This is a genomic window from Curtobacterium sp. YR515 (genome assembly GCF_900113095.1).
In the GTDB taxonomy this organism is placed as follows: domain Bacteria; phylum Actinomycetota; class Actinomycetes; order Actinomycetales; family Microbacteriaceae; genus Curtobacterium.
This window is the reverse complement of record NZ_FOOD01000005.1, coordinates 330,977-355,258: the sequence shown is the minus strand read 5'-3', so window position 1 is coordinate 355,258 and position 24,282 is coordinate 330,977. Positions and strand designations below refer to the sequence as shown.

The following is a 24,282-nucleotide window of genomic DNA, read 5'->3' as shown; positions in this document are numbered from 1 at the left end:
GAGGCGGGGCCGAGGTGGGCCTCCCGTCAGTCACGCGGGCACGCGACTGGCGGGAGGCGTCTGGGCGTCAGCGCTGGGCGTGACGGCGGCGCAGCGTGCGCACACCGATCAGACCGGCGCCGGCGATGACGAGCGCGAGGGCCCAGGGGAGGGCACCCGTCGCGTCGGAACCGGTGTAGGCGAGCTGGCCCTTCGCGGTGGTGGGCGTGACGACGGCCACCGTCGGGGTGGTCGGACGCACGTCGACCGCGAACGAGAGCGGCTGCAGCGCGCCGCTCGCGACCGTGAGGGTGTGGATCGACGCGTGCGGGAACGTGACGCCGAAGACGCCCTGCCCCTCGGCACCGTTCTCCTCGTACGGCGCGACCACGTCGGTGGCGACGTCCGAGGTCACCGTCGGGACGAACGTCGGGTTGCCCTCGTCGTCGAAGTCCGACGCGTCGTTGCCGAAGCGGTCGACGGGCGAGCCGGACACGATGAGCGTGCCGCCCTGCGCCACGGTGGGACGGCCGGTCGGCGTGAGGGTGAGCTCCTCGGGGAAGCCGTCCTCGTCGGTCGACAGGTCGACGGTGTAGATCGAGCCGTCGGGCTGGATGAGCCAGATGCGCTTGTCCCGCGCGGTGATCGACTTCTCGTCGGTCGTGAACGCGGTGATGCCGAACGCGGCGGCGTGGTCGACGGTCAGCTCGACGTACTGCGTGGTCGAGACGTCACCGCTCGTGGCCGTGACGGCGAAGTCGTAGAACGACGCGAGGGTGGCGGTGCCGCTCAGCTCGCCCGTGGTCGGGTCGAACGTGATGCCCTCGGGGAGCTGGTCGTCGACGGTGAAGTCGTCGTCCTCCTCGAAGCCGTACCCGATCGCGATGGAGTCGGCCTGCGACTTCGACTCGACGATCGAGTCGGCGGAGTCCTCCTCGTCGCCGTAGTACCAGTCCAGCTTGTACGTCGGCGCCGGGTACCCCTGGGCGCGGAACGTGTACGAGAACGGGTCACCGGCGGTGGCCTCGAGGGGCAGCACGTCGACGTCCGCCTCGGTGCCCTCGGTGATGGGCTTGCCGTCCGCGTCGACGAACACCGGGTCCTGCGTGATGACCGCGGAGGGGTCCGAGGTCACGGTCTCCTTGCCGCCGCCCGGCAGGTCGCCGGTCACGGTCACGACCAGCTGCTTGCCCGCCTCGGTCTGGTCGACCGTGAAGGTCTTGGTCTTGGCGATCGTCGTCGGCGTCGGGCCGGCGTCGGCCTCGGTCCAGACGTACTTGAACGAACCGTCCTCGTCGAACCCGGTCGTGTCCGCCGTGAGCTGCGAGCCCACCTTGGTGTCGCCGGAGACGGTGACGGCGGGGTCGGCGGCCAGCGGCGTGACCGGTGCGTCCGTCGACGCGGCCGACGGCGTCTGGTTCCGTGCGGGAGCGGACGGTGCCGTGGTGCTCGTCGGCGTGCTCGTCGGCGCGTCCGTCGCGGTGTCGGTCGGCGCGTCCGTCGGTGCCGGGTCGGTCGGCGCGTCCGTCGGCGTGGTGTCCGTCGGCGCGTCGGTCGGCGTCGGGTCGGCCGGCGCGGTCTGCGTCGGGACCGACGTGTCGGCGCCCTCGGCGTGTGCTGCCGTCGCGGTCGCGATGCCGAGACCGGTCGTCAGCGCGATGAGCGCGGCGGTGGTCCCGAGCGCGCAGGCGCGTCGGACGGTGGAAGTGCTGCGGCGCACGTGTTCCCCCAGGTGTTCAGGTCCGGTCGGGTGCCGGATCGTAAGAATCTGCCGAGAATCCTCGGCCTGATCGGATCGTAGGGGTACGCGCGCGTGATCGGGAGCACCGAGCACGAAATGTGACCTGGGTTGGGGGTGCGTGCGGGAAACCGCGGGTGGCGTGCTGCTCAGTGCGCCACCCGCGGCTCCCCGTGGTCGACTCAGTGCGCGGCGTGCGCCACCGAGACCGTGAACGACGTGTGCGCGTGCTCCTGGGTCACGGTGAGGCGGTGCGACCACGCACCGCTGATCGTGATCGTGTCCTGGGCGCCGGTCCGGGTGACGTGGTCCGACGTGACGTTGCTCGTGACCGTGGACACGTCGCCGCCCTCGTCGGGAGCCTTGATGACGTTGCCCTCGGCGTCGACCGCGACCCCGGTGACGATGAGCTGCTCGAGCCGGACCGCCGGGACGGTCTTGACGACCGTCGCCTTGCTCGTGGGGGTCAACCGCTGCCGGATGACACCGTTCGGCGCGATGTACCAGATCGGCGCGGTCGTGTTCGGCTGCGAGACGTACGTCCGCACGCCGACTGCCGCCCCCGGGCGCACGGTGAGCTGCACGTACGCGTGGGCCTCGACGCCGTTGCGGAGGGCGACGACCTGGAAGTCCCAGATACCGCTCTCGACCCCCGTGCCGGACAGGACGCCGGTGTTCGTGTTCACCGAGAAGTGGTCGGACGCGCGCGGCGAGTCCGCCGTCGGCCCGGCTGGCTCGTCCATCGCGTAGGCGACCGACCCCGCCTTCGCGTTGGTGGTGAAGGTGTACGCGAACGCCTTCCCCGCGGTCGCGGTCAGCGCGATCGGGTGGGCGGCGGAGGAGCTCTGCGTGAAGGCGAGCGGCGCGGGCGTCGCCGCGGCGTGCTGGCTCGTGACCGTGGTGCTGGCGGATGCGGCGTCGACGCCGAGGACGGCGGTCGAACCGGCTGCGGCGACGGCGACCGCGACGGCGGTGACGAGGGCCGCGCGACGGCGCGACGACGTGGTGGTGTTCATGAGATCCCCTGGTCGTTCTGTGCAGGGCGGCGATCCGCTCCTGTCAGCGACGACGGTACGACCGCAGGCGTCCCCGGGGCATTCCGGTTCACTCAGGCGTGCTATCGATGACGGGAGGCGCGGTGCCAGCTGGCACCGCGCCTCCCGGTCCGCCGGACGGTCGCGTCTCAGGCGCGACGGCGACGCAGCCGGTGGACCAGCAGACCGCCGCCGGCGGCGAGCAGTCCGAGCGCCCAGGCGAGGGGACCCGACGTCTCCGCGCCGGTGTAGGCGAGACGGCCGGAGCCCGTGTCCGTGGTGGCACCCGCCGTCGCCGCGGTCGGGGTGACGTCGAACCGGATGTCCTGCGTGCGGTCCTGGTACGCGACGGTCACGACGTGCGGCGACGCGTGCTCGAACGTGACCCAGGTCGCGGCGGTGCTCGGGTCGTACGCGATCCGGTCACTCGCGACGTCGCTCGTGATGGTCAGGTCGTCGTGGTCGGCGACCGCGTTCCCGAAGGCGTCCACCGGCACCGCGAGCACGAGCATGCGCTGCCCCTGCCGTGCGGGGACCGCGTCGACGACCTCCGAACCGCCGTCCGGGGTGCTGTGCGTGATCGTGTCGCCGTCGACCGACCAGCTCTCCGACTCCGGGTCCCGGTCGGACGGCAGGACCGCGACGACGAGCTTCGCGAAGGCCGCGGGCGAGACGGTGACCTCGACGTTCGCGACGGCCTCCTGCCCGCCGCTCGTCGCGACGACCTGGAAGCGGAACGACGTCGCCGCCGTGCCGGTCCCGGTGAGCACGCCCGTGGTCGGGTCGACGGCGAGGTCGAGACCGTTCCGGGCGTAGGTGTCGTCGAAGGGTTCGCCCTGGACCCCGCGGAGCTCGTAGCGGATGTCCGACGGGTCGGTCGCTCCCGACACGTCGAACGTCCGCGTGAACTGCTCGCCCGCGGTCGGGGCGATGGCGATCGGGGCGTCGGCGGACGACGGGTCGACGAACGCGAACGGCTCGTCGGTGACCACGACCGTGAAGGACGTGGACACGCCGCCCTCGGAGACGGTCACCGTGCGGGTGCCCGCCTCGGTGAAGGTCACGAGGTTCGCACCTGCCGGGTCCCACACCGCACGGTCGGACGCCACGGTGCTCGTGACGGTCGACCGGGGGTAGTCGTCGTCCTGGTCGCTCCCGGTCACGCGGTTGCCGTAGGCGTCGACCGCGAGACCGGCCAGCGAGAGTGTCGTGCCGGTCGCGACGGGGACGTCGGAGACGATGCGGACTCGTCCCTTGCCGACCGCTTCCTCCCAGATCGTGCCGTCCGGCTCGACCTGCCACAGGCCGGAGGACTGCTGCGCGGCGACCGAGAAGGTGACGCCGACCGGGGCGCCGGGCTTCACCGTGAGCTCGACGTACTCGACGGCGGTCTCGGAGCCGCTCGTGGCGATGACCTGGAACGTGTAGGTCCGCAGGGCGTACCGAGGCGACCCGGACAGTGTGCCGGTGGTCCCGTCGAACGAGAAGTCGCTGTTGAAGTCGCCCTGGCCGATCACCGGGCTGCCGTTCGCGCCGCGCACCTTGTACGTCACGGTGCCCGACCCGCCCGTCGCGGTGAACGTCCGGGACACGGTGTCGCCCACCGTCGCGGTGAGGACCAGCGGGGCGTCGGCGCTCGTGCCCTCGGGGAAGGCGAGCGCCGCGGCGGCGGACTGCTCCGGAGCATCTTCGGTCGGCGCGCTCGCCGCGGGTGTGGTCGTGGGAGCGGACGGCTCCGGTGCCGCTGTCGGGTCCGTGGTCGGGTCGGACGTCGGGGCCGGCGCAGGCGACTCGGCCGGGTCGTCGGTGACCACGGGGGGAGTCGTCCCCGTCTCGTCCGCGGTGGCCGACGTCGGGTCGCTCGCCGCGCCTCCCGAGCCGTCGGACGTGCCGGTCGTGACGGTGGTGGCGGGCGTGAGCGGTGTCGGAGCCTCGTCGGCCATCGCGCTCGTCGCGCCGATGCCGAACGCCGAGGAGGCGGTGACGATGGCGACGGCTGCGCCGATGGCGGCGCCGCGTCGGACACTGGCGGTGCAGGACTGCTTCATGGGATCCCCCTGGATGCTGTGCGGGGCACCGGGAGGTGCCCTCATCCTGGAGGTGTCGCGGCGCCGACGATCCTGACGACCCGGTACGTCTCGGTCCGGTAACGACGAGGGAGCGACCGGTCGGTCGCGCTCGGGTCGGTCGCCGACCGTCAGTCGCCGACCGTCAGTCGCCGACGGTCAGTCGCCGACGGTCAGTCGCCGACGGTCGCGGCAGCGCGCTCGAGGGCCGAGCGGAGGGCGCGGACCGCCGGCGACGAGGACCCGGCCGCGCGGACCACCGTGAAGATCGTCCGCCGCGGGTGCTCCGGCAGCTCCACCAACCGGCACGTCGTGGTCCGGCCAGTCCACATGAGGTCCGGCATGAGGCTCGCGGCGTTGCCGGACTCGACGAGCCGGATCTGCGTCTGCAGGTCGGCGGTCTCGTACCGCACGTCGGGCTCGAAGCCCCAGCGACGGCAGACCTGCTCGGCGAAGTGCCGCGACGCGGTCCCTCGAGGCTCCATCACCCACGGCAGCGCCGCGGCGTCATCGATCGACGACACCGGCGCGAGGGCCGTGTCGACCGGGGGCAGCGCCAGACGGACGGCGTCGGTCGTGAGGTCCTCGCGCTGCAGCCCGGGGAGCCGCGGTGCCGCGTGCGCGGGGTACTGCTCGGCGATGACCATGTCGAAGTCCCGGATCCACGTCTCGTGCAGTGCGGTCTCCGGCTCGCGCTGCACCATCTCGATGCGGACGTCCGGGTGCTCGGTCGCCATCGCGTGCAGGGCGTTCGGCATCAGGGCGAGCGCCGCGGACTGGAACACCGCCACCCGGATCCGACCCTGCACGGTCGGCATGGTCTCCTCGACCTCGGACTGCGCCCGCTCGAGGACGTCGAGCACGTGCCCCGCGGCCTGGACGAGCACCTCGGCCTGCGGGGTGAGCTGGAGCCGCCGTCCGGCCTTGCGGAGCAGGGGCACGCCGGCCTCGCGTTCCAGGGCGGAGAGCTGCTGCGAGACGGCCGACGGCGTGAAGTTCACGGCCTCGGCCACGGCGGCGATCGTGCCACGGATCGAGAGCTCCCGGAGGAGGACCAGGCGGCGGACGTCGAGCATGCCGACACTTTAGTGTCGCTGATGGGTATCCGTCACGAAACATTGCTTCCGCTTCAGCATGGCGGGCTCCACACTGATGCCATGACGACCCTGCACGAGCACCCCGCCACCGACCACGACGCCCTCGCGGACCAGTCCGTCGCGCTCGTGCGACAGTGGCTCGCCGAAGCCGAGACCTACCCGGTCGACGGCTCGGCGAAGCAACTCGCCGGAGTGCTCGCCGACCCCGCCGGCCTCGACTTCGCCGTCGGGTTCGTCGACGGCGTCGTCCGCCCCGAGGACCTCGGCGTCGCCGCACGCAAGCTCCGTGCGATCGCGCCCGGTGCGCCCGGCTTCCTGCCCGCCGCGCTCCGCGGGCTCGTCCGACTCGGCGGCGGGATGGCACCGGCACTGCCCGGCGTCGTCGTCCCGATCGCCCGCCGCGTGCTCCGCGACATGGTCGGCCACCTCATCGTCGACGCGACCGACGCCAAGCTCGGGCCGGCCATCGCGAAGATCAAGCGCGACGGCGTGCGGCTCAACGTCAACCTGCTCGGCGAGGCCGTCCTCGGCGAGGGTGAAGCAGCCCGCCGACTCGAGGGCACGCACAAGCTCCTCGCCCGCGACGACGTCGACTACGTGTCGATCAAGGTCTCCTCCACCGTGCACCCGCACTCCCCGTGGGCGTTCGACCACGCGGTCGAGGACATCATCGAGAAGCTCCGCCCGCTGTTCCGCCGGGCCGCGTCGGCGTCCCCGGCGAAGTTCATCAACCTCGACATGGAGGAGTACAAGGACCTCGACCTCACCATCGCGGTCTTCACGAAGCTCCTCGACGAGCCGGAGTTCCTCGGCCTCGAAGCCGGCATCGTGCTCCAGGCGTACCTGCCCGACGCGCTCGCCGCGATGGAGCACCTGCAGGAGTGGTCCGCCGCCCGCCGTGCCCGCGGCGGTGCCGGCATCAAGGTCCGCCTCGTCAAGGGCGCCAACCTGCCGATGGAGCAGGTCGAGGCGTCGGTGCACGGCTGGCCGCTCGCCACCTGGCACACCAAGCAGGACTCCGACACCAACTACAAGCGCGTGCTCGACTGGGCGCTGACGCCGTCGCGCATCGAGAACGTCCGCGTCGGGGTCGCCGGCCACAACCTCTTCGACGTCGCGCACGCCTGGCTGCTCGCCGGGGAGCGCGGCGTCCGGGACGGCATCGAGTTCGAGATGCTGCTCGGCATGGCGCAGGGGCAGGCTTCTGCGGTCAAGAACACCGTCGGATCGCTCCTGCTCTACACGCCAGTCGTGCACCCGCAGGAGTTCGACGTCGCGATCGCCTACCTGATCCGCCGCCTCGAGGAAGGCGCGTCGCAGGAGAACTTCATGTCCGCGGTGTTCTCCCTGGTGTCCTCGCCGGCGCTGTTCGCCCGCGAGGAGGAGCGCTTCCGCACGTCGCTCGCCCCCCTCGCACTGCCCGGTGGGCTCGATGCCCCCGCATCGCACCGCGTCGCCGACCGCTACGCCGCCGTCGGTCGCCCCGGCCCGGGGCACTTCGAGAACACGCCGGACAGCGACCCGTCGGTCGCCGCGGTGCGGTCGTGGGGTGCGGCGATCACGGACCGGGTCGCGTCGTCGACGCTCGGCGTCCGTGCCGTCCAGGAGGCGCGGGTCGACTCCGCCACGGCGCTCGACACCGCGCTCGGTCGCGTCCGTGACGCCGGTGCCGTCTGGGGGACCTGGTCCGGTGCCGCGCGTGGCGCGGTGCTCCACGCCGTCGGCGATGCCCTCGAGGCGAACCGCGCAGCCCTCGTCGAGGTGATGGCGTCCGAGACCGGCAAGACCATCGACCAGGCCGACCCCGAGGTGTCCGAGGCGATCGACTTCGCGCACTTCTACGGTTCGCTCGCGGCCGAGCTCGACGAGGTCGACGGCGCGTCCTTCACCCCGGCCGCCCTCACGCTCGTCGCGCCGCCGTGGAACTTCCCGGTCGCGATCCCCGCCGGGTCCACCCTCGCCGCGCTCGCCGCCGGGTCCGCCGTCGTGCTGAAGCCCGCGCCGCCCGCCGAGCGCTCCGGTGCCGTCCTCGCGTCGATCATCGAGACCGCGCTCGACGCCATGGGCGCACCGGCCGACGTGCTCGCGTTCCTGCAGGTGTCCGAGAACGACCTCGGGCAGCAGCTCGTCGCGTCGCCGCTCGTCGACCGGGTGATCCTCACCGGGGCGTACGAGACCGCTTCGCTGTTCCGGTCCTTCCGGCCCGACCTGCCGCTGCTCGCCGAGACCTCGGGCAAGAACGCGATCATCGTCACCCCGTCCGCCGACCTCGACCTGGCCGTGAAGGACGTCGTCGCCTCGGCCTTCGGGCACGCGGGGCAGAAGTGCTCGGCCGCATCCCTCGTCGTGCTCGTCGGCTCCGTCGCCACCTCGCGACGCTTCCGTTCGCAGCTCATCGACGCGGTGTCGTCGCTGACCGTCGGCTACCCGACCGACCCCACCACGCAGATGGGGCCGGTCATCGAGCCCGCCGCCGGCAAGCTCCTGGACGGCCTGACGACGCTCGGCGCGGGAGAGTCGTGGGCCGTGCAGCCCGCGAAGCTCGACGACTCCGGCACGCTCTGGAGCCCCGGCGTCCGTGACGGTGTCCGCCGCGGGTCGGCGTTCCACCGCACGGAGTACTTCGGGCCGATCCTCGGCATCATGACCGCGCGCACGCTGGACGAGGCGATCGACATCGTCAACGAGGTCGACTACGGCCTGACCTCGGGCCTGCACTCCCTCGACCGCGCCGAGATCGGCACCTGGCTCGGGCGCATCGAGGCGGGCAACCTCTACGTCAACCGTGGCATCACGGGCGCGATCGTCCGCCGCCAGCCGTTCGGCGGGTGGAAGAAGTCGGCCGTCGGTGCCGGGACGAAGGCCGGTGGGCTGAACTACCTGCTCGGGCTCGGGTCCTGGGCGCCTGCTCCGGCCGCGTCCGGTTCGTCTCCCTCGTCCGCGGTCGCCGCGTTCGTCCGTGCCGCCGGGGTGGCGTCGCCGTCGCTCGACCGGGCCGTGGCGTCCGACGAGCAGGCGTGGGCGTCGCTCTTCGGCACGGCGACCGACGTGTCCGCGCTGACGGCGGAACGGAACATCGCGCGGTACCTGCCCTACCCGGCGGTGCGGGTGCGCCTGGCGTCCGTTGCGGAAGATGCCGTGACCGACCTCGTTCGTGTGATCGCAGCGGCGGTCCGAGCCGGCACCACGATCGATGTCTCGACCGTGTCGACCCTGCCGGCCGGTGTCGCATCGGCCGTCCGGGCGCTGCCGAACGTCCGTTCGCTGACGCAGTCGCACTCCGACGCGGCGTTCGCCTCGGCGGTGGCGAGTGGTCCGTCCGGGCGCGTGCGGCTCATCGGTGGCGACACGTCGGCGCTGTACACGGCGATCGGTGGGCGGCCGGATGTGGCCGTGTACGGGGAGCCGGCGACCGAGGCCGGGCGCCTCGAGGTCCTGCCGTTCGTGCGGGAGCAGGCCGTGTCGATCACGGCGCACCGCTTCGGCACGCCGAACCACCTGACGGACGACCTGATCTAGCGCGGCCGCCGCGCCGCGGTCGGTCGTCGTGCGGGCGATCTCGCTTCGAACCACGGAACCGACATCGAACCAGGGCACCGGCCTGGTGCCATGTCGGATTCGTGGTTCGACGCGGCGCGCTGTCCGGTGGCCGCACGGTCGGGGCGTCCGGTCAGGTGGGGCGCGTTGCGTCGGGGTGGGCCGGACCCTGTCGGCCCCTTCCCTGAGGAGCACTCCCGTGACCGAACCGTTCGCCCGACCCACCGCACTCGCCCACGTCCGTGTGACCGTGACCGACATCCACCGCAGCAAGGCCTTCTACCAGCAGCTGCTCGGGACCGACCCGGCGATCGACTTCAGCGACCAGGTCGACGAGCCGGGCGTCCGCGAGGACCGGGAGCGCTTCTACGGCGGCAGCGTCTTCCGGCTCGGCGACCAGGTGTTCGGGCTCCGTCCAGTCGCGCCGGCGGGCCAGCGGTTCGACTCGGAGACGGTCGGCCTCGACCACGTGAGCTTCGTCGTCGGGTCGGTGGACGAACTCCACGAGGCGGCCGCGCGACTCGATGCGGCCGGCGTCGAGCACGGCGAGGTGACCGACCTCGGTGACGCGGGCATGGTCATCCTGTCGGTGCAGGACCCCGACGACATCAACCTCGAGCTGGCGGCGCTGAAGGGCTGACGCGAGCTATCCTCGACGCATGCGCATCGTGCGGGTCATCGGTCGGGGGATCGGTTTCGTGCTGTCGACCGTCGTGAAGGTGATCGGGACGCGCAACGGCCACGACCCGGCCGGTGACGACCTCGCGGTGCGGCTCAACAACCCCCGCCGCGAGGACTACCGCCCCTGAGGCTCGGGCTCGGGTGACCGTGCGGGCGTCGCCATCGTGGCGGTGACGAGCTCGCGCAGGTCGTCCGGGAGGGGGATCGGCCGACGGGCGCCCTCGCGGTCGATGATGACGTGCGCGAACTCCCCGGTCGCGAGCAGCGCGCCGTCGGACTGGCGGAACAGGCCGAACTCCCACGACAGGCTCGTGTTCCCGAGGTGCTTCGAGCGCATGCCGACCTCGATGACGTCGGGCCACACCGCCGACTCGACGAACCGGCAGCTCGACGACACCAGCACGGCGATCCACTCGGACGCGAACGGGTCGAGGCCGGCTTCCTCGCGGAACCAGTAGGTGGCCGCGTTGTCCATCGCGCTGTAGTAGATCGTGTTGTTCACGTGCCCGAACATGTCGTTGTCATTCCACCGGGTGGGGTAGAGCCGGACGAAGGGGTAGTCGGCGATGGTCATCGGGCTCCTGTCGTGGTCGGTCGGAGGACGTACTCGAACGTGGCTCGTGCGCGTTCGGGGTCCGGCGTCTGGCCGGAGATGAGGTCGGCGTACGTGAAGGACTCGGAGATCCGGACGAGCAGCCGGGCGAGCTCCTCGGCGGAGAGTGGCGTCGGGTCGAACGCACCGGCGACGCGTTGCTCCTCGACGAGGGCGGTGACCCGGCCGACGAACCGGCTCTGCACGTCGCTCTCGGTGGTGGTCAGCAGACGGAGTGCCCGTGCGGGCTCGCGGGTGAGGAAGGACCGGAAGTAGGGCGCGTCGATCAGGTCCGCCGTGAACCGGTCGAGCACGTCGATGATGCGCGGGGCTCCGGCGGGAGCAGCCGCGGCGGCGGCCGCGTCGAACGTCGGCACGGCGAGGGACCAGAGGATCTCGGACAGCAACCGGTCACGGTTGCCCACCCACCGGAACAGCGACGTGCGGTCCACGCCGAGCGAGGTGGCGAGCGCGCCCATGTCGATGCGTGAGCCGGCGATGAAGGTGTGTCGCGCCTCCCGGAACGCGCGCAGCGCAGAATCCGATGTGTACACGCGCTCCTCCCTTGCAACGTTTCGCAGAATGATGCACGATCAGTGTATGTCACTGACGACGGCCATCCCCGCGCTCCTCGAGTCCGACTTCTACCGGTTCCAGGAGGGGTTGACCGACCAGGAGCGCGAGTCACTCGGACGGCTGCGCACGTACCTCGAGTCCGACGTGCGCCCGATCGCGGACGAGTACTGGGCGCGCGCCGAGTTCCCGATGCAGGTGATCAAGCCGCTGTCTGAGCTCGGCATGTACGGGCCGGGGATCCCGCTCGTCCGGCAGTTCGAGAACTCGGCGGTGTACCGCGGGTGGGCGGCGCTCGAGCTCGGGCGTGTGGACGCCAGCGTCGCGACCTTCATCGGGGTGCAGTCCGGCCTGGCGATGAACTCGATCGCGGTGGCCGGCAGTGACGAGCAGCAGCAGGAGTGGTTGCCCCGCATGGCCTCCGGCGAGCTCGTCGGGGCGTTCGGGCTGACCGAGCCGCTGTCCGGCAGCGACTCCGCTCGGGGGCTCCGCACGACGGCCCGGCGCGAGGGCGACACGTGGGTGCTCGACGGCGAGAAGCGCTGGATCGGCAACGCGACCTTCGCGGACGTCGTCGTGATCTGGGCGAAGGACGTCGCCGACGGTCAGGTGAAGGGCTTCCTCGTCACGACGGACACGCCGGGGTTCACGGCGACGAAGATCGAGGACAAGATCGCACTCCGCGGGGTGCAGAACGCCGACATCGTCATGACCGGCGTCCGGGTGCCGGAGTCGCGACGGCTGCAGCACGCCGACTCGTTCCGCGCGACCGCCGAGGTGCTCCGCCTGACCCGCACCGAGGTGGCGTGGCAGGCGATCGGCATCGCGGTCGGCGCCTACGAGGCCGCGCTCGACTACGCCCGTTCCCGCGTGCAGTTCGGCAAGCCGATCGCCGCGCATCAGATGGTGCAGGACCTGCTCGTGAAGTCCCTCGCGAACATCACCGCGTCGATCGCGCTGTGCACGCAGGCGTCGGCGATGCAGGACGCCGGCACCGGTGCCGACGAGCACTCGGCGATGGCGAAGGCGTTCGCGACGGCGAAGATGCGCGAGACCGTGGGGTGGTGCCGCGAGGTGCAGGGCGGCAACGGGATCGTGCTCGAGAAGGGTGTCGCCCGGTTCTTCGCGGACGCCGAGGCGATCTACTCGTACGAGGGGACGCGCGAGGTGAACACGCTCATCGTGGGGCGGGCGATCACGGGGCAGGCTGCGTTCGTCTGAGGGGCGGGCCGGGCTTGGCGGCGGGAGCGTTCGCGTGCCGCTGCGGAACGACACGATCGTTGTCGTACGACCGCGGACGTGTCGCTGGTTGCGTGTGCAACGGTTGCGGGCGCGCGGGTGCGACATCGCCGAGGTCGTACGACAGCGACGATGTCGTTCGTTGCGTGTGCAACGGTTGCGGGCGCGCGGGTGCGACATCGCCGACGTCGTACGACAGCGACGATGTCGTTCCGGCTCGGCGCCCTCCCACTGACACCGCGCGCCCGCGCGCCGTGCGCCAGTGCCCCGCTACCCGAGCAACTCCGGCCGCCGCCACTCGCCCCCGAGCACGTGCTGCTCGAGGAACGCGAACACCGTCTCGTACCAGACCACCGCATGCTGCGGCTTGAGCACCCAGTGGTTCTCGTCCGGGAAGTACAGGAACCGGTGCGGCATCGTCCCGTCGTCCGCCGCGTGGTGCTCCGCCAACTCCGACCAGAGACGCAGCCCCTCGCCGATCGGCACCCGGTAGTCCTTGTCGCCGTGGATCACGAGCATCGGTGACGCGATGTCCGCGACGAACCGGTGCGGGTCGTTCTCGTGCAGCCCGGTCTCGTCGAAGATCGACTGCCAGTACTGCGACATGTCCGTCGTGCCGTTGAACTGGTCGAGCGCCCAGAGGCTGGCGTGCGTGACGATCGCCCGGAACCGGTCGGTGTGCCCGGCGACCCAGTTCGCCATGTAGCCGCCGAAGGACCCGCCCATCGCGGCCGTCCGGGTCTCGTCGACGTCGTCACGGGCGACGACCGCGTCGGTGATCGCCATGAGGTCGGTGAACGGCGCCTGTCCCCACGCGTTCCAGCCGCGGTTGATGAAGTCGAGTCCGTACCCGGTGGACAATGCGGGGTCCGGCAGCAGCACGGCGTACCCGCGGGCTGCCGCGAGCTGCGGGTTCCACCGCCAGGACCACTGGTTCCACGAGTTGAGCGGACCACCGTGGATCCAGAGCAGCAGCGGATGCGGAGCGGTGCCGGCGTCGTCGTTCGGCAGGAGGAGCCAGCCGCGGACGCGGGAGCCGTCGGCCGCGGTCGTCTGGACCTCTTCGAGGTGGCCGGGCACCTCGGGCAGCGGCGCCGGTGTCGCCAGGGTGGTCACGGTGCCGTCGGCCTCGATCCGGACGGGGTGCAGCGGCGCGGCCCAGGAGGCACGGAGCGCCACCACGATCCCGCTCGCCGCCGCCACGCGCAGGCTCGAGTACGCCCAGTCGTCGTGGGTGAGCTGTTCGACGGCGCCGCCGTCGAGCGGGAGCCGGAACACCGGCGCGCGACCGTCGTGGTCCGCCGTCGCCAGGAGCGCACCGTCGTCGTGCGCGAACACGAGCTCGTTCGGCCAGCGGTCCCACTCGACCGCGATCCGCCGTGCGTCGGACAGTGCGGACCCGTCGAGCCGGGCGACCCAGATCTCCTGCTCGGTCGCACCGCGGGGTGTGAACCGCTCGGTCCGGACCCATGCCAGCGTCCGGCCGTCGTGGCTGATCGTCGGCATCTCGTGGTCGACATCGGGGTCGTCGAGCAGCACGGTGCGCGTGCCCGTCGCGACGTCGAACGCGACGATCGTCGAACGGGACCCGCGGGCTTCCTGCACGCCGACCGTGGCGACGACGACCGAGCCGTCCGGCGTGACGACCCCGTCGACGTGTTCGAGCGATCGCCCCGGAGCGGGGGTCAGGTCGGTGAGCGCGGGGAGGTGCGCCGGGTAGGACGATCCGGCATCGTCATCGGAGGGATCGCCGGCGGTCGCTGACGGTGCGGTCGCCTTCTCCCGCAGCGTCCCGAGGTCGAGCGTCAGCACGTGCGTCTCGTCGGGGCCGAGGTCGTGGTCCCAGAACCGGACCGGGTACGTCTCGTGCAGGATCGCCTGCACCTTCCGGTCCTTCCGGCGTCCGCGCAGCTCGGCGTCGGCGGCGACCACACCGGTCCGGTCCGTGCCGGCACCCGGCAGCAGCCCGGCCGTGACCGCGATCGTGTCCGAGTGCGATGAGGTGCCGAGGACGCCACCGACCCCGCCCGCGAGCTTCGTGACCGGACGTGCCTCACCACCGGCGGCGGGGAGGACCCAGAGCTGCGCGGCGTCGCTGTCCTTGTCGCCGTCGCCGTCGGGGCGGCCGGAGACGAACAGCAGGTCACCGGTGCGCGTGAACGAGACGCCGCCTTCGCCCTTGGCCGAGCGCGTCAAGCGCACCGGAGCGGCCGCAGCGTCCGAGGTTCCGGGGACCGCCCAGACCGACCGCCGGTAGCCCGTGCCGTCGGCGTCGAGCACGCTGACGGTCAGCGCGACCCGGGAGCCGTCCGGACTCACCGCGATCCCGTCCACGCGGGGGAGGGCTGTGTACTGGTCGAGGTCCGAGAACGGCGTCGTCATGCACCCACGCTAGCGGCGCTCCCGGAACCCGACACGGTCACTCGGCGGTCTGTGGAGAACTCACGCCCAGAACGCGGCGATGCCCTCGGCCACGGCAGCGCCCTGCGTCCGTCCGGCATCGGCGGCGGGTGCCTGAGTCGACAGCGAGAGCGAGTTCGTGCCGAACGCCTGCTGCGAGGTGCTGTCCGCGACGACGACCTCGACCGAGCTACCGGCCGCCCGGAGCCCCTCGACCGCGACGTCGAGCCACGGCCCGAGCGGCGACGGCCCCTCGGGACCGCACGCGATCACGAGGACGCGTTCGTACCCGGCGGCGACGTCGGCGTTCGTGGCGGAGCGCATGCCCCCGTCGACGTAGGGACGGCCCTCGATCCCGACCGGCGACCAGACGAGCGGCACCGAGCAGCTCGCGGCGACGGCGCGGGGGAGCGGCACGGCGTCGGCCGCGGTGAGCACGCGGAAGGTGCCGTCGGTCGCGTCGATCGCGGTGAGGGCGAGCGGCTTCGCCGGCCACTCCGACGACGGGAGGGTCTCGGCGAAGGTGGCCGTGCGCTCGTCGTCGGTCTGCCCGTCGGTGGTGCGCTGGGCGAGGAGGCCCAGTCGGGCGCGGGCGTCCTGGTCGGACGACGCTCCCTCGAGCACGGCGCCGATGCGCTGCTGGAAGTCCTCGCCGTCGATGGGGACGGGTTCTTCGTAGGTCGTCGGGACGGCGGCGTGCTGCTGGTCGTACGCCTGCTGCACCGCGCCGTAGCGGACGAAGGTGCCGACGACGCTGCCGGCGCTGGACCCGACGACGAGGTCCGCGGCGTCGAGGTCCACCCCGGCGTCCTGCAGGGCGGACAGCACCCCGAGTTCCCAGGCGATGCCGGCGACGCCACCACCGCCGAGGACGAGTGCTCTGGTTCCGGGCGCAGGCGTGGAGACGTCGGTCATGCGTCCTGCTTACCAGGTGCAGACGACGCGCAGGGGCGCGCAACGCGACCTGTGGAGAGCGACCGAGCGCGGCACCGGTCGTGCGCACGGGAGGTCGGGAGGCGCGGTGCGGGCCCGCACCGCGCCTCCCGACCCGTGGTGGGTGCGCTGGGTCAGACGCCCGCGGTCGAGCGGATCCAGCTGGCGGACTGGGTGAGGACGGCGTAGTTCGAGCCGGCGTGGGTGTTCGCGCCGGGGTCGGCCACGTCGCCGGTCGAGCAGACGCCGACGACCTTGCCGTTCACGACGAGCGCGCCGCCGGAGTCGCCGTGGTTCGAGGCGCCGGTCACGCCGGTGACGTGCTGCGCGCGTCCGCCGTACGCGTCCGTCGAGCTGCCGGTGAGGTTCACGGTCGCCTGGTAGAGCCCGGTCGTCGGCACGCTGTTCGCGCGGTTGCCGTAGCCGAGGATCGTGCCGGTGCCGGAGCTCTTCGTGGTGTACGCGAGGTCGAGCGGGGCGTACGAGGAGAGGGTCTTCGGCGTGCTGAGGTGCACGAGCGCGATGTCCCCGGACGGCGCGGAGTAGAGCCGGTCCGCAGCGGTCGCCGCGCCCCGGTTCGTCGTGCTGTTCGAGTGGTAGACGTTCATCGCCGTGGTGCCGTCGACGCAGTGCTCGGCGGTGAGCACCCACGAGGCGTTGAGCTGTTCGCCGGTGCACCCGTACGTGCCGGTGCCGCCCTGCTGGAAGACGAGCTGCACCTCCCACGGGGTGCTCGGTGCCTGCTCGCCGCCGATGACCTGCGGTGAGACGGTGGCGGCGCTCGCTGCGGTCGCGCCGAGGCCACCGCCGAGCAGGGTCATGGCCGCGGCTGCTGCGAGGGCTAGGCCTCTGAGGTTCGTTCGCTGCTTCATGGCCCGATCGTGCTCGCCCCCTGTTCGGGGGTCAAGTCCGCGTTGCAGGGGACAACAACGTCACCCTGTGGACAACTCCGTCAGCGTCGGTGGGGTGTCCTAGCGTCGTCGACATGACAGGGGACCAGGCCACGACGGGTCGTGGGCGACGCCGGGCCGGAGCGGTCGTGTGGCCGATCGTGGTCGCGACGGCGCCGACCGCTGCCTTCCAGCTGCCGAACCTCGTCGTGGCTCCGGGGGTGAAGGTCTCGCTCGTCGTGTTCGGGCTGGTCGTGCTCGCTGCCGCGGTGGTCGTGCAGGTCGTCCGCGCCCGACGGGCCGAGGCGTCGGTCACGGCTGCGGCGGCGGTGGCGCGCTCGACCGAGCTCGAGCAGGGGACGGCCGTCCGGTACGCGTTCGGGCAGCTCGCCACGCGGCTCGCCCGGTTCGCCGAGCTGCGCCGGCGGGACCGCCGGCAGGAGTTGCCGGCGTTCGCGGACCGGGTCTCCGTGGCGCTCGCGTTCTACCTGCTCCCCGGTGTGCCCGACGTCCGTGCGAACGTCTACCAGCTGTCGGAGGACCTGCGGGGCCTCGAACCCATCGGGCACGGGGGTGCGGAGGACACCGCCGGCGTGTTCCGGGCGGGGACCCCGTACGGCGACCGCAACCTCGACTGGGTGTTGGTCGGCGGCGGCCCGCGGGTGGTCGGCGACCGTGCCACCGACGTCGACGCCGACGAGGACCTGCCGGGGTTCGAACCCCGCTACCGCTCGTACGTCTCGGTCGTGATCCGGTCGGAGGAGTACTCGTTCGGCATGCTCACCGTGGACTCGCCGGCGCCGGACGCGTTCACCGACCTCGACGCCAAGTACGTCGCGCTGATGGCCTCGTTCATGGCCATCGCGTTCTCGCTCGCGACCCCGTTCCCGGACCGCGACCGCAACCGCAGGAAAGGCCCGTGATGCGCACACGATTTGTCGGACGCTCGACGTACCATCCCCACATGACCATCGTGACCCCCGAACCGAAGCCCTTCGGTCGGTCCCGGGTGTACACCCCGAACTGGACCGACGACACGACCGACGCCGACTACGAAGACCTCGAGGTCATCGCCGCCAACATCGAGCGGGAGCGGGTCGCTGCCCGTCGCCGCTTCGAGGCACGCCTCGCCGCTGCGCTCGCCCGCTGAACCAGCCCCGCGGCGCCGACCACCGGAGCGCTGCGTCCACCCGACCCGGGCGGACGCAGCGCTTCGTCACTCCGCGCTGACGTCGATCAGCACCTTGCCGACGGTGTCCTGCTCGACGGCGTCGTGCGCTGCCGCGGTGTCCTCCAGGGTGAACCGCACGAGCGGCAGGCCCGCGTCCTCGCCGACGGGGAGCACACCGTCGCGCAGTGCCGCGGTGACGTCCTCGGCCGCTGCCGCGAGGGCCTCGTCGCCGATCGTGTACAGCAGCAGGAACTGGTAGCGGGCGTTGACGCTCATGTTCGGGCGGATCGGCAGGGTGGCCTCGTCGCCCCCGTTGTTCGCGTAGATCGACACGACGCCGTGGTTCGCCAGGACCTCGGCGACGAGCCCGGCGTTCTGCGGGATCGAGACCTCGACGACGATGTCGACACCGTCGGGGGCGATCTCGCGGATCCGCGCGCCGGCGTCCTCGTCGCGGTAGTTCACCGTGTGGTGCGCCCCGGCGGCGGTGGCGAGCGCGGCCTTCGCGTCCGAGCTGATGGTGGTGACCACGGTGGCGCCGGCCCAGCGTGCGAGCTGGATCGCCGCGTGTCCCACGGCTCCCGCACCGCCGGCGACGAGCACCGTCTTCCCGTCGAGGGCTCCCGGAGCGAGCCGGTCCGGACCGTGCTCGTGCGTCGTGAGGGCGCGGTGCGCGGTCATCGCCGGGACCCCGAGCGAGGCGCCGACGTCGAAGCTCGTGCCCTCCGGCAGCGGGACGGCACGGGCGGCGGGCACGACGGTGTACTCCTGGGCGGTGCCGTTCGGGCGACTCGCAGCCGCCATGTACAACCAGACGTGGTCACCGACGGACAGTCCGTCGACACCCTCGCCGACCGCGTCCACGACTCCGGCGCCGTCCTGGTTCGGCGTGATCTCGGGGAACGGCAGGCCGTCGCCGTACGTGCCGCCGGCGCGGGCCTTCCAGTCGGTCGGGTTGACGCCAGAGACGACGACACGGACACGCACCTCGCCGGGACCGGGGTCCGGGAGCGGACGCTCCTCGAGGGTCAGGACGGACGAGTCACCGGGCTTCGAGTAGACGACTGATCGCATGTCCCCAGGCAACCACGGCGGTCGCGCGGGGATTCCGGGGGCGCTCAGCGAGGCCGGGTGTCGTACTGCTCGCGGGAGACCGCGACGTCGTCCATGTGCGAGGTCGCCCAGTCCTCGAGCGGCTTCAGCACTTCGCGCAGGGACCGGCCGCGATCGGTCAGCTCGTACTCGACGTGCGGCGGGATCTCGGGGAAGACCGTGCGGGTGACGAGTCCGTCGCGCTCGAGCGCCCGGAGCGTCTGCGTGAGCATCTTCTGCGAGACGCCCTGCACGCGGGTGGCGATCGCCGAGTAGCGTGCCGGACCGTCGGCGAGGGTGCCGATCGTCAGGACGCTCCACCGGTCGCCGATGCGGTCGAGCAGCTGTCGCGAGGGACACTCGGCGGCGTAGGGGCTGTACTCGAGTGCTGACACGACGACCTCCGTTACGCACCGTGAGGTGCCTACTTACTCAAAGAGAGTAACGCTTGTACGGTGAGTGTCAACGTTCCACGAAAGGACTGCTCCATGACCAGCATCGTCGTCTTCGGTGGCACCGGCTACGCCGGCTCCGCCATCACCCGCGAGGCCCTCTCCCGCGGCATCGCCGTCACCGCCGTCGCCCGCGACACCTCGAAGCTCGAGCCGGCCGAGGGACTCACCCTCGCGCAGGGTGACGCCTTCGACCAGGACTTCGTCGCCGAGGTCACGATAGGTGCGGACGTCATCGTCGTCGCGCTCCACGCGGTGCAGGCGGACGGCAGCGAGCTGAAGGACGCGTTCCAGCCGTTCGTCGACGCAGCCGCTGCTGCCGGTGCGCGCCTCGGCATCGTCGGCGGAGCCGGTTCGCTGCTCGTCGCCGAGGGTGGCCCGGCGCTGTACGACACGGCCGAGTTCCCCGACGCGTTCAAGGGCGAGGCGAAGAGCCACGGTCAGGTCCTCGAGGCCCTCCGCGCGTCGGACACCGAGGTCGACTGGTTCTACGTGAGCCCGGCGGCTGCCTTCGGCGGCTACAACCCCGGCGAGCGTCGTGGCACCTACCGCACCACCGACGACGTCCTGCTCACCGACGCCGACGGCAACTCGGACATCTCCGGCGAGGACTTCGCGATCGCCTTCGTCGACGAGATCGCTTCGCCGGCGCACCACCAGGCGCGCTTCGGGGTCGCCTACTAGGCGGTTCGGTTCGCCTCCGCACAACGGAAGTCACCCGGAACTGCGCCATCGCCCGGTTCCGGGTGACTTTGCTTGTGCGGCGCGGGGCGGTGTGCATGCGAGCGCGCCCCGCGCGCTCGGTGCGGAACCACGAAACCGACGTGGAACCAGGCGGTGCGCCTGGTTCCACGTCGGTTTCGTGGTTCGACGCCACGCGACAGTGCAGCCACGCGGCAGCGCGAGGGCGCGGCGACGCGCCCGCGCAGTCGACGGCAGCAGCGAGCGAGCGCGCGCCCAGCGCGACCACGCGTCGGACGGGAGGCGCGGCGCCCGCCCGCACCGCGCCTCCCGTCCGACGCGTCAGCGGTGCCCGACGATCGACGGCACCGGCATGTGGTGCCGCATCCGCACCGCCAGGTGGAGCCCGCCGCGGCGGGCGAGCACGAGCCCGACGACGGCCGCGGCTGCGGCCGGCACGCCTCCGGCGACGACCATCCCGACGTGGGCCCCGAAGTGGTCGACCACCTGGCCCATGAGGGGGCCGCCGATCGCCTGCCCGCCGAGCAGCACGAGGACGTAGAGCGACATCACCCGGCCTCGGATCGCGACGTTCGAGGACAGCTGCACGAGCGAGTTCGACGCGGTCTGGAAGAGCAGCTGCGACATCCCGACGGCGACGAGCGCGACGGTGAACGGCGCGATGACCGGGATCGAGCCGGAGACCACGAGCAGGATCCCCGTCCAGAACACCCCGCCGACGATGGTGCGGAGCCGGACGGTGGCGCGCCGCGTCGAGAGCAGTGCGCCGGCCAGCGCGCCGATCGCGACGGCGGAGTTGAACACGCCGTAGCCACCAGCGCCGACGTCGTACACCTCGGACGCGAAGGCCGACAGCAGCACCGGCATCGTCAGCGCGAAGACCGAGAAGAACGCCACGAGGATGACCGGCACGATGATGGTCGGCTTCCGGACGGCGTAGCGGAGGCCCTCGACGAGCTGCCCCTTCCCGCGTGGTGCCGGGGGTGTGCGGTGGAGCTCCGAGACCTTCAGGAACCCGAGCGTCACGACCACGGCGACGCAGGCGATCGCGTTGACGCCGAACGACCAGCCGGCGCCGACCGCGACGAGCAGCGCTCCGGAGAGGGCCGGGCCGATCATGCCGCCGAGCTGGAAGACCGACGAGTTCACGCTGATGGCGTTGCGCAGGTGCTCGTGGCCGACGATCTCGGTGACGAACACCTGGCGCGCGGGGTTGTCGATGACCGTGACCATGCCGACGACGAACGCGATCGCCCAGATGTGCCACGCCTGCACCACCCCGGACAGCGTCAGGACGGCGAGCAGGGCCGACAGCACGGCGAACGAGCCCTGCGTGATCATCATCAGGGCGCGCTTGGAGAACCGGTCGACGAGCACTCCGCCGAGGAGCCCGAACAACAGCATCGGCGCGAACTGGCACGCGACCGTGATGCCGACCTGCGCGACCGACCCGGTGAGCTGCAGGACGAGCCAGTCCTGCGCGATGCGCTGCATCCAGCCGGCGGTCATCGCGACGAGGTTCGTGGCGGTGAAGAGCCGGAAGTTCGGCACCGACAGGGCGATGAGGGTGTGGCGCCACGGCGGTCTGGTGGCCTGGATCGGCAGCGGTTCGGTGGGCGGGGGGAGGGTCGTCGATGACGCACTCACGAGTGGGGGTCTCCGGAGGTCGAGGTGGAGCAGGCGGGACTGTACCCACTCGAAACTAACTGCGCGCGGCCCATTCGATACCCCTATGGTGGCTATCACTCCATTGCGAAGTCGAATGGGGTCGTCACGACGAAGGGTGTCCGGTGCTGGATCCGGTTCTGCTGCAGACGTTCCTCGCGGTCGCCGAGACCGGGAGCTTCACCCAAGCCGGCGCTCGGCTCGGCATCAGCCAGCCCACGGTGTCGCAGCACGTGCGGCGGCTCGAGACGGCCGTCTCCCGGACCCTCGTCGCGCGGGACACCCGGGGCGTGGCGCTCACCGACAACGGGGACGCGATGGCCGGGTTCGCGCGGACGATCCTCGCGGCGCACGCCACCGCCGACGCGTACTTCTCGGGAGCCGCGACCCGCGGGCGGCTCCGGTTCGGGGCGGCGGACGACCTCGCGATCACGCAGCTGCCCCGGATCCTGCGGGACTTCCGACGGCTGCACCCGCAGGTGAACCTCGAGCTGACGGTGAACCAGTCGTCACCGCTGCTCCGCCGGGTGCACGCGGGGCAGCTCGACCTCGTGTTCATCAAGCAGACCGCGGGGGAGTCCGCCGAGGGCACCCGTGTCGCGACCGACCAGATGGTCTGGATGGCGCAGGACGGCATCGCGCTGGAGCCGGGGGAGCCCGTGCCGCTCATCGCGTACCAGGCGCCGAGCATCAGTCGACAGATGGCGATCGACGCGCTCGAGTCCGCCGGACGCACGTGGCGGATCACCTGCAACACGCGCGACGTGAACGGGGTGCTCGCGGCCGTCCGGGCGGGGATCGGGGTCGCGGTGTTCCCGCACTCGCTCATCCCGGCGGACCTCGTGAAGGTGTCGCAGCGGTTGGCGTTGCCGGACCTCCCGGCGGTCGACTACGTGCTCATCGCGAACCCGACGGTGCAGCGGGAACCGATCGACGCCCTGACGAACGCGATCCTGTCGCGCGGGGTGGTCCGCGCGGTGTGAGCGGGGCGGCGCGTGGTCGTTTCGTGAGCAGGAATGGTCGGGTCGGTGGCGCGCACCCGACCATTTCTGCTCACGAAACGCGCGGGGCGCGGGGCGCGGGGGCGCGGGGCGCAGCGCGGGGGCGCGCGGCGCGCGCAGCGGGGCGCGCGCAGCGCGGCGCGCTACGGCGCGAGCGTCGGGACCGTCCCCGTTCCGGTGAGGTCCGGCAGCGTCACCCCGACGAGCGGCAGCACCGCCGAGGCCACGGCCCACAGCAGCACGAGCGTGCCGACCCCGCCGAGCACGGCACCGAGGAGCGCGAGCGGCCGCTGCCACGTCGCCTCGGGCCGCCGCAGCGTCACGATCGAGAGCAGGAGCGCGAGCACGCCGAGCACCAGCCCGACACCGTGCACCGTCGCGGGGGCGGTGAACCACCACGCGCCGAGTCCGAGGGTGGCGAGTCCGGCGAGGGCGCCGAGGACGGCCCCGGGAGTCGTCCCCACCCGCTGCGTCGTCCCGGCTGCCTGGAGGCGCGGCCCGCCCCCGCCACGCACCGTCGCGGCAGCCGGGGTGGTCGCGTCCACCGCCGGGGGCGCGTCGGTCGCGGTCCTCGCGGTCGGCTTCCTCGTGCGCGACGGCCGGGCAGGCCTCGCGGCCGTCGTGCCCTTCGAGGGCTTCGTGCCCTTCGACGTTCGTGGGCTCGTCGACCGGCCGCGTCCCGTGTCCGAGCCGCGGGTCGGCAGGTCGATCAGGGGGAGCGCTTCGGTCGGCGGCAGTGCATCCGCACGGGGAGCCGGTGTCGAGCCCGGGCCCCCGGGTGCCGGCGGAGCGATGACGGCGTCGAAGGCCGGAGCCGCAGCCGGAGCGGCGGACGCCGGAGCCACGGCGGCCGGAGCGGCGGGGCGCTGGTGGGCGAACCGGGCCGGGGTGCGGTAGCCGATCGGTCCCGAGGGAGCCGGTTCCGACCCCTCGACGACGACGTGCTCGAGGCCCGGCACGGAGAACCGGGGCTGACCGACGACCGGGACGCTGGGGCCCGCCGGGACGACCGGCGCGGCGGGAGCGGGTGCGGCCCCCGGCGTGACGGACGCGGCACCGACGGCACCGACGGCGTCGATCGGCGAGACCGGGGCGGGGCCGATGGAGGCCGTGTCGAACGGGACCGTGTGCACCGCGGGCGAGGTCGGGGCCGGGGGCAGGAGGTGCTCCTCCGGCGGGAAGTCGGGCACCACGATGTCGTCGTCGACGAGTGCCGGTGTGGCGGGCGGTGCGGGGAGCGTGCTGCCGGGGCCGGCCGTCTCCGGAGCGGGGGTCGGGGCGACGGGGGCGGGGCGCGCCTCCAGGCCGTCTGCCGCGCCCTCGGGGGGAGCCGTGACCCAGTCGGGGACGGCGCGACGCGGCCGGTCCTCGTCCGGCATGCGATGCGATGCCACTGCGGTGCTCCCTCCGTAGGCTGATCCATCGTCAGTTCTAACGGCA

21 protein-coding genes are annotated in these 24,282 nt (G+C 72.3%); 8 read left to right on the top strand and 13 right to left on the bottom strand.

Annotation, left to right across the window (positions count from 1 at the left end; all coding sequences use genetic code 11):
- Nucleotides 1-67: 67 nt before the first annotated feature.
- The 4 genes from BM028_RS15840 to BM028_RS15825 form a co-directional block, all read right to left on the bottom strand.
- Nucleotides 68-1,699, bottom strand: coding sequence for a putative Ig domain-containing protein (locus tag BM028_RS15840; RefSeq protein WP_092387696.1), 1,632 nt, complete (start codon nt 1,697-1,699; stop codon nt 68-70).
- Nucleotides 1,700-1,899: 200 nt separating this feature from the next.
- Nucleotides 1,900-2,733, bottom strand: a complete 834-nt coding sequence (locus BM028_RS15835) for a hypothetical protein (protein ID WP_092387694.1) — start codon at nt 2,731-2,733, stop codon at nt 1,900-1,902.
- A 167-nt stretch (nt 2,734-2,900) separates the two neighbouring features.
- A complete protein-coding gene (locus tag BM028_RS15830; RefSeq protein ID WP_092387692.1) occupies nt 2,901-4,799 on the bottom strand; it encodes a hypothetical protein in 1,899 nt (632 codons plus the stop codon).
- Between the two features lie 191 nt (nt 4,800-4,990).
- Nucleotides 4,991-5,893 carry a LysR family transcriptional regulator gene (locus tag BM028_RS15825; RefSeq protein WP_092387690.1) on the bottom strand — a complete coding sequence of 301 codons (903 nt, stop codon included), beginning with the start codon at nt 5,891-5,893 and terminating at the stop codon, nt 4,991-4,993.
- Between the two features lie 81 nt (nt 5,894-5,974).
- Here BM028_RS15825 and BM028_RS15820 point away from each other — a divergent pair, with 81 nt between their 5' ends.
- From BM028_RS15820 to BM028_RS18605, 3 genes are all read left to right on the top strand, one after another.
- Nucleotides 5,975-9,433, top strand: coding sequence for a proline dehydrogenase family protein (locus BM028_RS15820; RefSeq protein ID WP_092387688.1), 3,459 nt, complete (start codon nt 5,975-5,977; stop codon nt 9,431-9,433).
- Nucleotides 9,434-9,650: 217 nt separating this feature from the next.
- Nucleotides 9,651-10,091, top strand: a complete 441-nt coding sequence (locus BM028_RS15815) for a VOC family protein (RefSeq protein WP_070418603.1) — start codon at nt 9,651-9,653, stop codon at nt 10,089-10,091.
- A 19-nt stretch (nt 10,092-10,110) separates the two neighbouring features.
- A complete protein-coding gene (locus BM028_RS18605; protein ID WP_175475986.1) occupies nt 10,111-10,260 on the top strand; it encodes a hypothetical protein in 150 nt (49 codons plus the stop codon).
- Here the strand turns inward: BM028_RS18605 and BM028_RS15810 are convergent.
- Both BM028_RS15810 and BM028_RS15805 read right to left on the bottom strand, forming a co-directional pair.
- Entirely contained in the window at nt 10,248-10,706 is a 459-nt protein-coding gene (locus BM028_RS15810; RefSeq protein ID WP_071296677.1) for an acyl-CoA thioesterase, read from the bottom strand. The genes BM028_RS18605 and BM028_RS15810 overlap by 13 nt on opposite strands.
- Nucleotides 10,703-11,278 carry a QsdR family transcriptional regulator gene (locus tag BM028_RS15805; RefSeq protein WP_092387686.1) on the bottom strand — a complete coding sequence of 192 codons (576 nt, stop codon included), beginning with the start codon at nt 11,276-11,278 and terminating at the stop codon, nt 10,703-10,705. Before BM028_RS15805 ends, BM028_RS15810 begins: the two co-directional genes overlap by 4 nt.
- Before the next feature lie 46 nt (nt 11,279-11,324).
- Here BM028_RS15805 and BM028_RS15800 point away from each other — a divergent pair, with 46 nt between their 5' ends.
- The gene (locus BM028_RS15800; protein ID WP_071296679.1) at nt 11,325-12,518 is read left to right on the top strand and encodes an acyl-CoA dehydrogenase family protein; all 1,194 of its coding nucleotides are present in this window, start codon (nt 11,325-11,327) and stop codon (nt 12,516-12,518) included.
- A 288-nt stretch (nt 12,519-12,806) separates the two neighbouring features.
- On the opposite strand, the gene BM028_RS15795 is transcribed toward BM028_RS15800, so the two are convergent.
- From BM028_RS15795 to BM028_RS15785, 3 genes are all read right to left on the bottom strand, one after another.
- Complete coding sequence (locus BM028_RS15795; protein WP_092387684.1) at nt 12,807-14,918, bottom strand: S9 family peptidase; 2,112 nt, start codon at nt 14,916-14,918, stop codon at nt 12,807-12,809.
- 60 nt (nt 14,919-14,978) lie between these two features.
- Nucleotides 14,979-15,851, bottom strand: a complete 873-nt coding sequence (locus tag BM028_RS15790; protein WP_092387682.1) for a patatin-like phospholipase family protein — start codon at nt 15,849-15,851, stop codon at nt 14,979-14,981.
- A gap of 152 nt (nt 15,852-16,003) precedes the next feature.
- Nucleotides 16,004-16,741 carry a S1 family peptidase gene (locus BM028_RS15785; RefSeq protein ID WP_254803963.1) on the bottom strand — a complete coding sequence of 246 codons (738 nt, stop codon included), beginning with the start codon at nt 16,739-16,741 and terminating at the stop codon, nt 16,004-16,006.
- A 113-nt stretch (nt 16,742-16,854) separates the two neighbouring features.
- Here BM028_RS15785 and BM028_RS15780 point away from each other — a divergent pair, with 113 nt between their 5' ends.
- Nucleotides 16,855-17,682, top strand: coding sequence for a GAF domain-containing protein (locus tag BM028_RS15780; RefSeq protein WP_139219839.1), 828 nt, complete (start codon nt 16,855-16,857; stop codon nt 17,680-17,682).
- Between the two features lie 41 nt (nt 17,683-17,723).
- The gene (locus tag BM028_RS15775; RefSeq protein WP_022907754.1) at nt 17,724-17,909 is read left to right on the top strand and encodes a hypothetical protein; all 186 of its coding nucleotides are present in this window, start codon (nt 17,724-17,726) and stop codon (nt 17,907-17,909) included.
- Nucleotides 17,910-17,975: 66 nt separating this feature from the next.
- On the opposite strand, the gene BM028_RS15770 is transcribed toward BM028_RS15775, so the two are convergent.
- Together BM028_RS15770 and BM028_RS15765 are read right to left on the bottom strand one after the other, a co-directional pair.
- Nucleotides 17,976-19,004: an NADPH:quinone reductase gene (locus BM028_RS15770; protein ID WP_092387676.1), complete on the bottom strand. Its 1,029-nt coding sequence runs from the start codon at nt 19,002-19,004 to the stop codon at nt 17,976-17,978.
- 44 nt (nt 19,005-19,048) lie between these two features.
- On the bottom strand, nt 19,049-19,417 hold the full coding sequence (locus BM028_RS15765) for a winged helix-turn-helix transcriptional regulator (RefSeq protein WP_070418612.1): 369 nt from the start codon (nt 19,415-19,417) through the stop codon (nt 19,049-19,051).
- 93 nt (nt 19,418-19,510) lie between these two features.
- Here BM028_RS15765 and BM028_RS15760 point away from each other — a divergent pair, with 93 nt between their 5' ends.
- Entirely contained in the window at nt 19,511-20,158 is a 648-nt protein-coding gene (locus tag BM028_RS15760) for an NAD(P)-dependent oxidoreductase (protein ID WP_092387674.1), read from the top strand.
- 339 nt (nt 20,159-20,497) lie between these two features.
- Here the strand turns inward: BM028_RS15760 and BM028_RS15755 are convergent, their stop codons facing one another.
- On the bottom strand, nt 20,498-21,823 hold the full coding sequence (locus BM028_RS15755) for an MFS transporter (RefSeq protein ID WP_083403507.1): 1,326 nt from the start codon (nt 21,821-21,823) through the stop codon (nt 20,498-20,500).
- Between the two features lie 143 nt (nt 21,824-21,966).
- Between BM028_RS15755 and BM028_RS15750 the strand changes: the two genes are divergently transcribed.
- Nucleotides 21,967-22,824, top strand: a complete 858-nt coding sequence (locus BM028_RS15750) for a LysR substrate-binding domain-containing protein (RefSeq protein ID WP_070418614.1) — start codon at nt 21,967-21,969, stop codon at nt 22,822-22,824.
- A 161-nt stretch (nt 22,825-22,985) separates the two neighbouring features.
- Here BM028_RS15750 and BM028_RS15745 read toward each other — a convergent pair whose 3' ends face one another.
- Complete coding sequence (locus BM028_RS15745; RefSeq protein ID WP_139219838.1) at nt 22,986-24,236, bottom strand: hypothetical protein; 1,251 nt, start codon at nt 24,234-24,236, stop codon at nt 22,986-22,988.
- Between the last annotated feature and the right edge of the window lie 46 nt (nt 24,237-24,282).

Coding starts and splice junctions, on each gene's coding strand:
- BM028_RS15780 (WP_139219839.1), top strand. CDS start 16,855: ATGACAGGGGACCAGGCCACGACGGGTCGTGGGCGACGCCGGGCCGGA.
- BM028_RS18605 (WP_175475986.1), top strand. CDS start 10,111: ATGCGCATCGTGCGGGTCATCGGTCGGGGGATCGGTTTCGTGCTGTCG.
- BM028_RS15810 (WP_071296677.1), bottom strand. CDS start 10,706: ATGACCATCGCCGACTACCCCTTCGTCCGGCTCTACCCCACCCGGTGG.
- BM028_RS15795 (WP_092387684.1), bottom strand. CDS start 14,918: ATGACGACGCCGTTCTCGGACCTCGACCAGTACACAGCCCTCCCCCGC.
- BM028_RS15790 (WP_092387682.1), bottom strand. CDS start 15,851: ATGACCGACGTCTCCACGCCTGCGCCCGGAACCAGAGCACTCGTCCTC.
- BM028_RS15785 (WP_254803963.1), bottom strand. CDS start 16,741: ATGAAGCAGCGAACGAACCTCAGAGGCCTAGCCCTCGCAGCAGCCGCG.
- BM028_RS15800 (WP_071296679.1), top strand. CDS start 11,325: ATGTCACTGACGACGGCCATCCCCGCGCTCCTCGAGTCCGACTTCTAC.
- BM028_RS15825 (WP_092387690.1), bottom strand. CDS start 5,893: ATGCTCGACGTCCGCCGCCTGGTCCTCCTCCGGGAGCTCTCGATCCGT.
- BM028_RS15820 (WP_092387688.1), top strand. CDS start 5,975: ATGACGACCCTGCACGAGCACCCCGCCACCGACCACGACGCCCTCGCG.
- BM028_RS15830 (WP_092387692.1), bottom strand. CDS start 4,799: ATGAAGCAGTCCTGCACCGCCAGTGTCCGACGCGGCGCCGCCATCGGC.
- BM028_RS15770 (WP_092387676.1), bottom strand. CDS start 19,004: ATGCGATCAGTCGTCTACTCGAAGCCCGGTGACTCGTCCGTCCTGACC.
- BM028_RS15835 (WP_092387694.1), bottom strand. CDS start 2,733: ATGAACACCACCACGTCGTCGCGCCGTCGCGCGGCCCTCGTCACCGCC.
- BM028_RS15775 (WP_022907754.1), top strand. CDS start 17,724: ATGACCATCGTGACCCCCGAACCGAAGCCCTTCGGTCGGTCCCGGGTG.
- BM028_RS15760 (WP_092387674.1), top strand. CDS start 19,511: ATGACCAGCATCGTCGTCTTCGGTGGCACCGGCTACGCCGGCTCCGCC.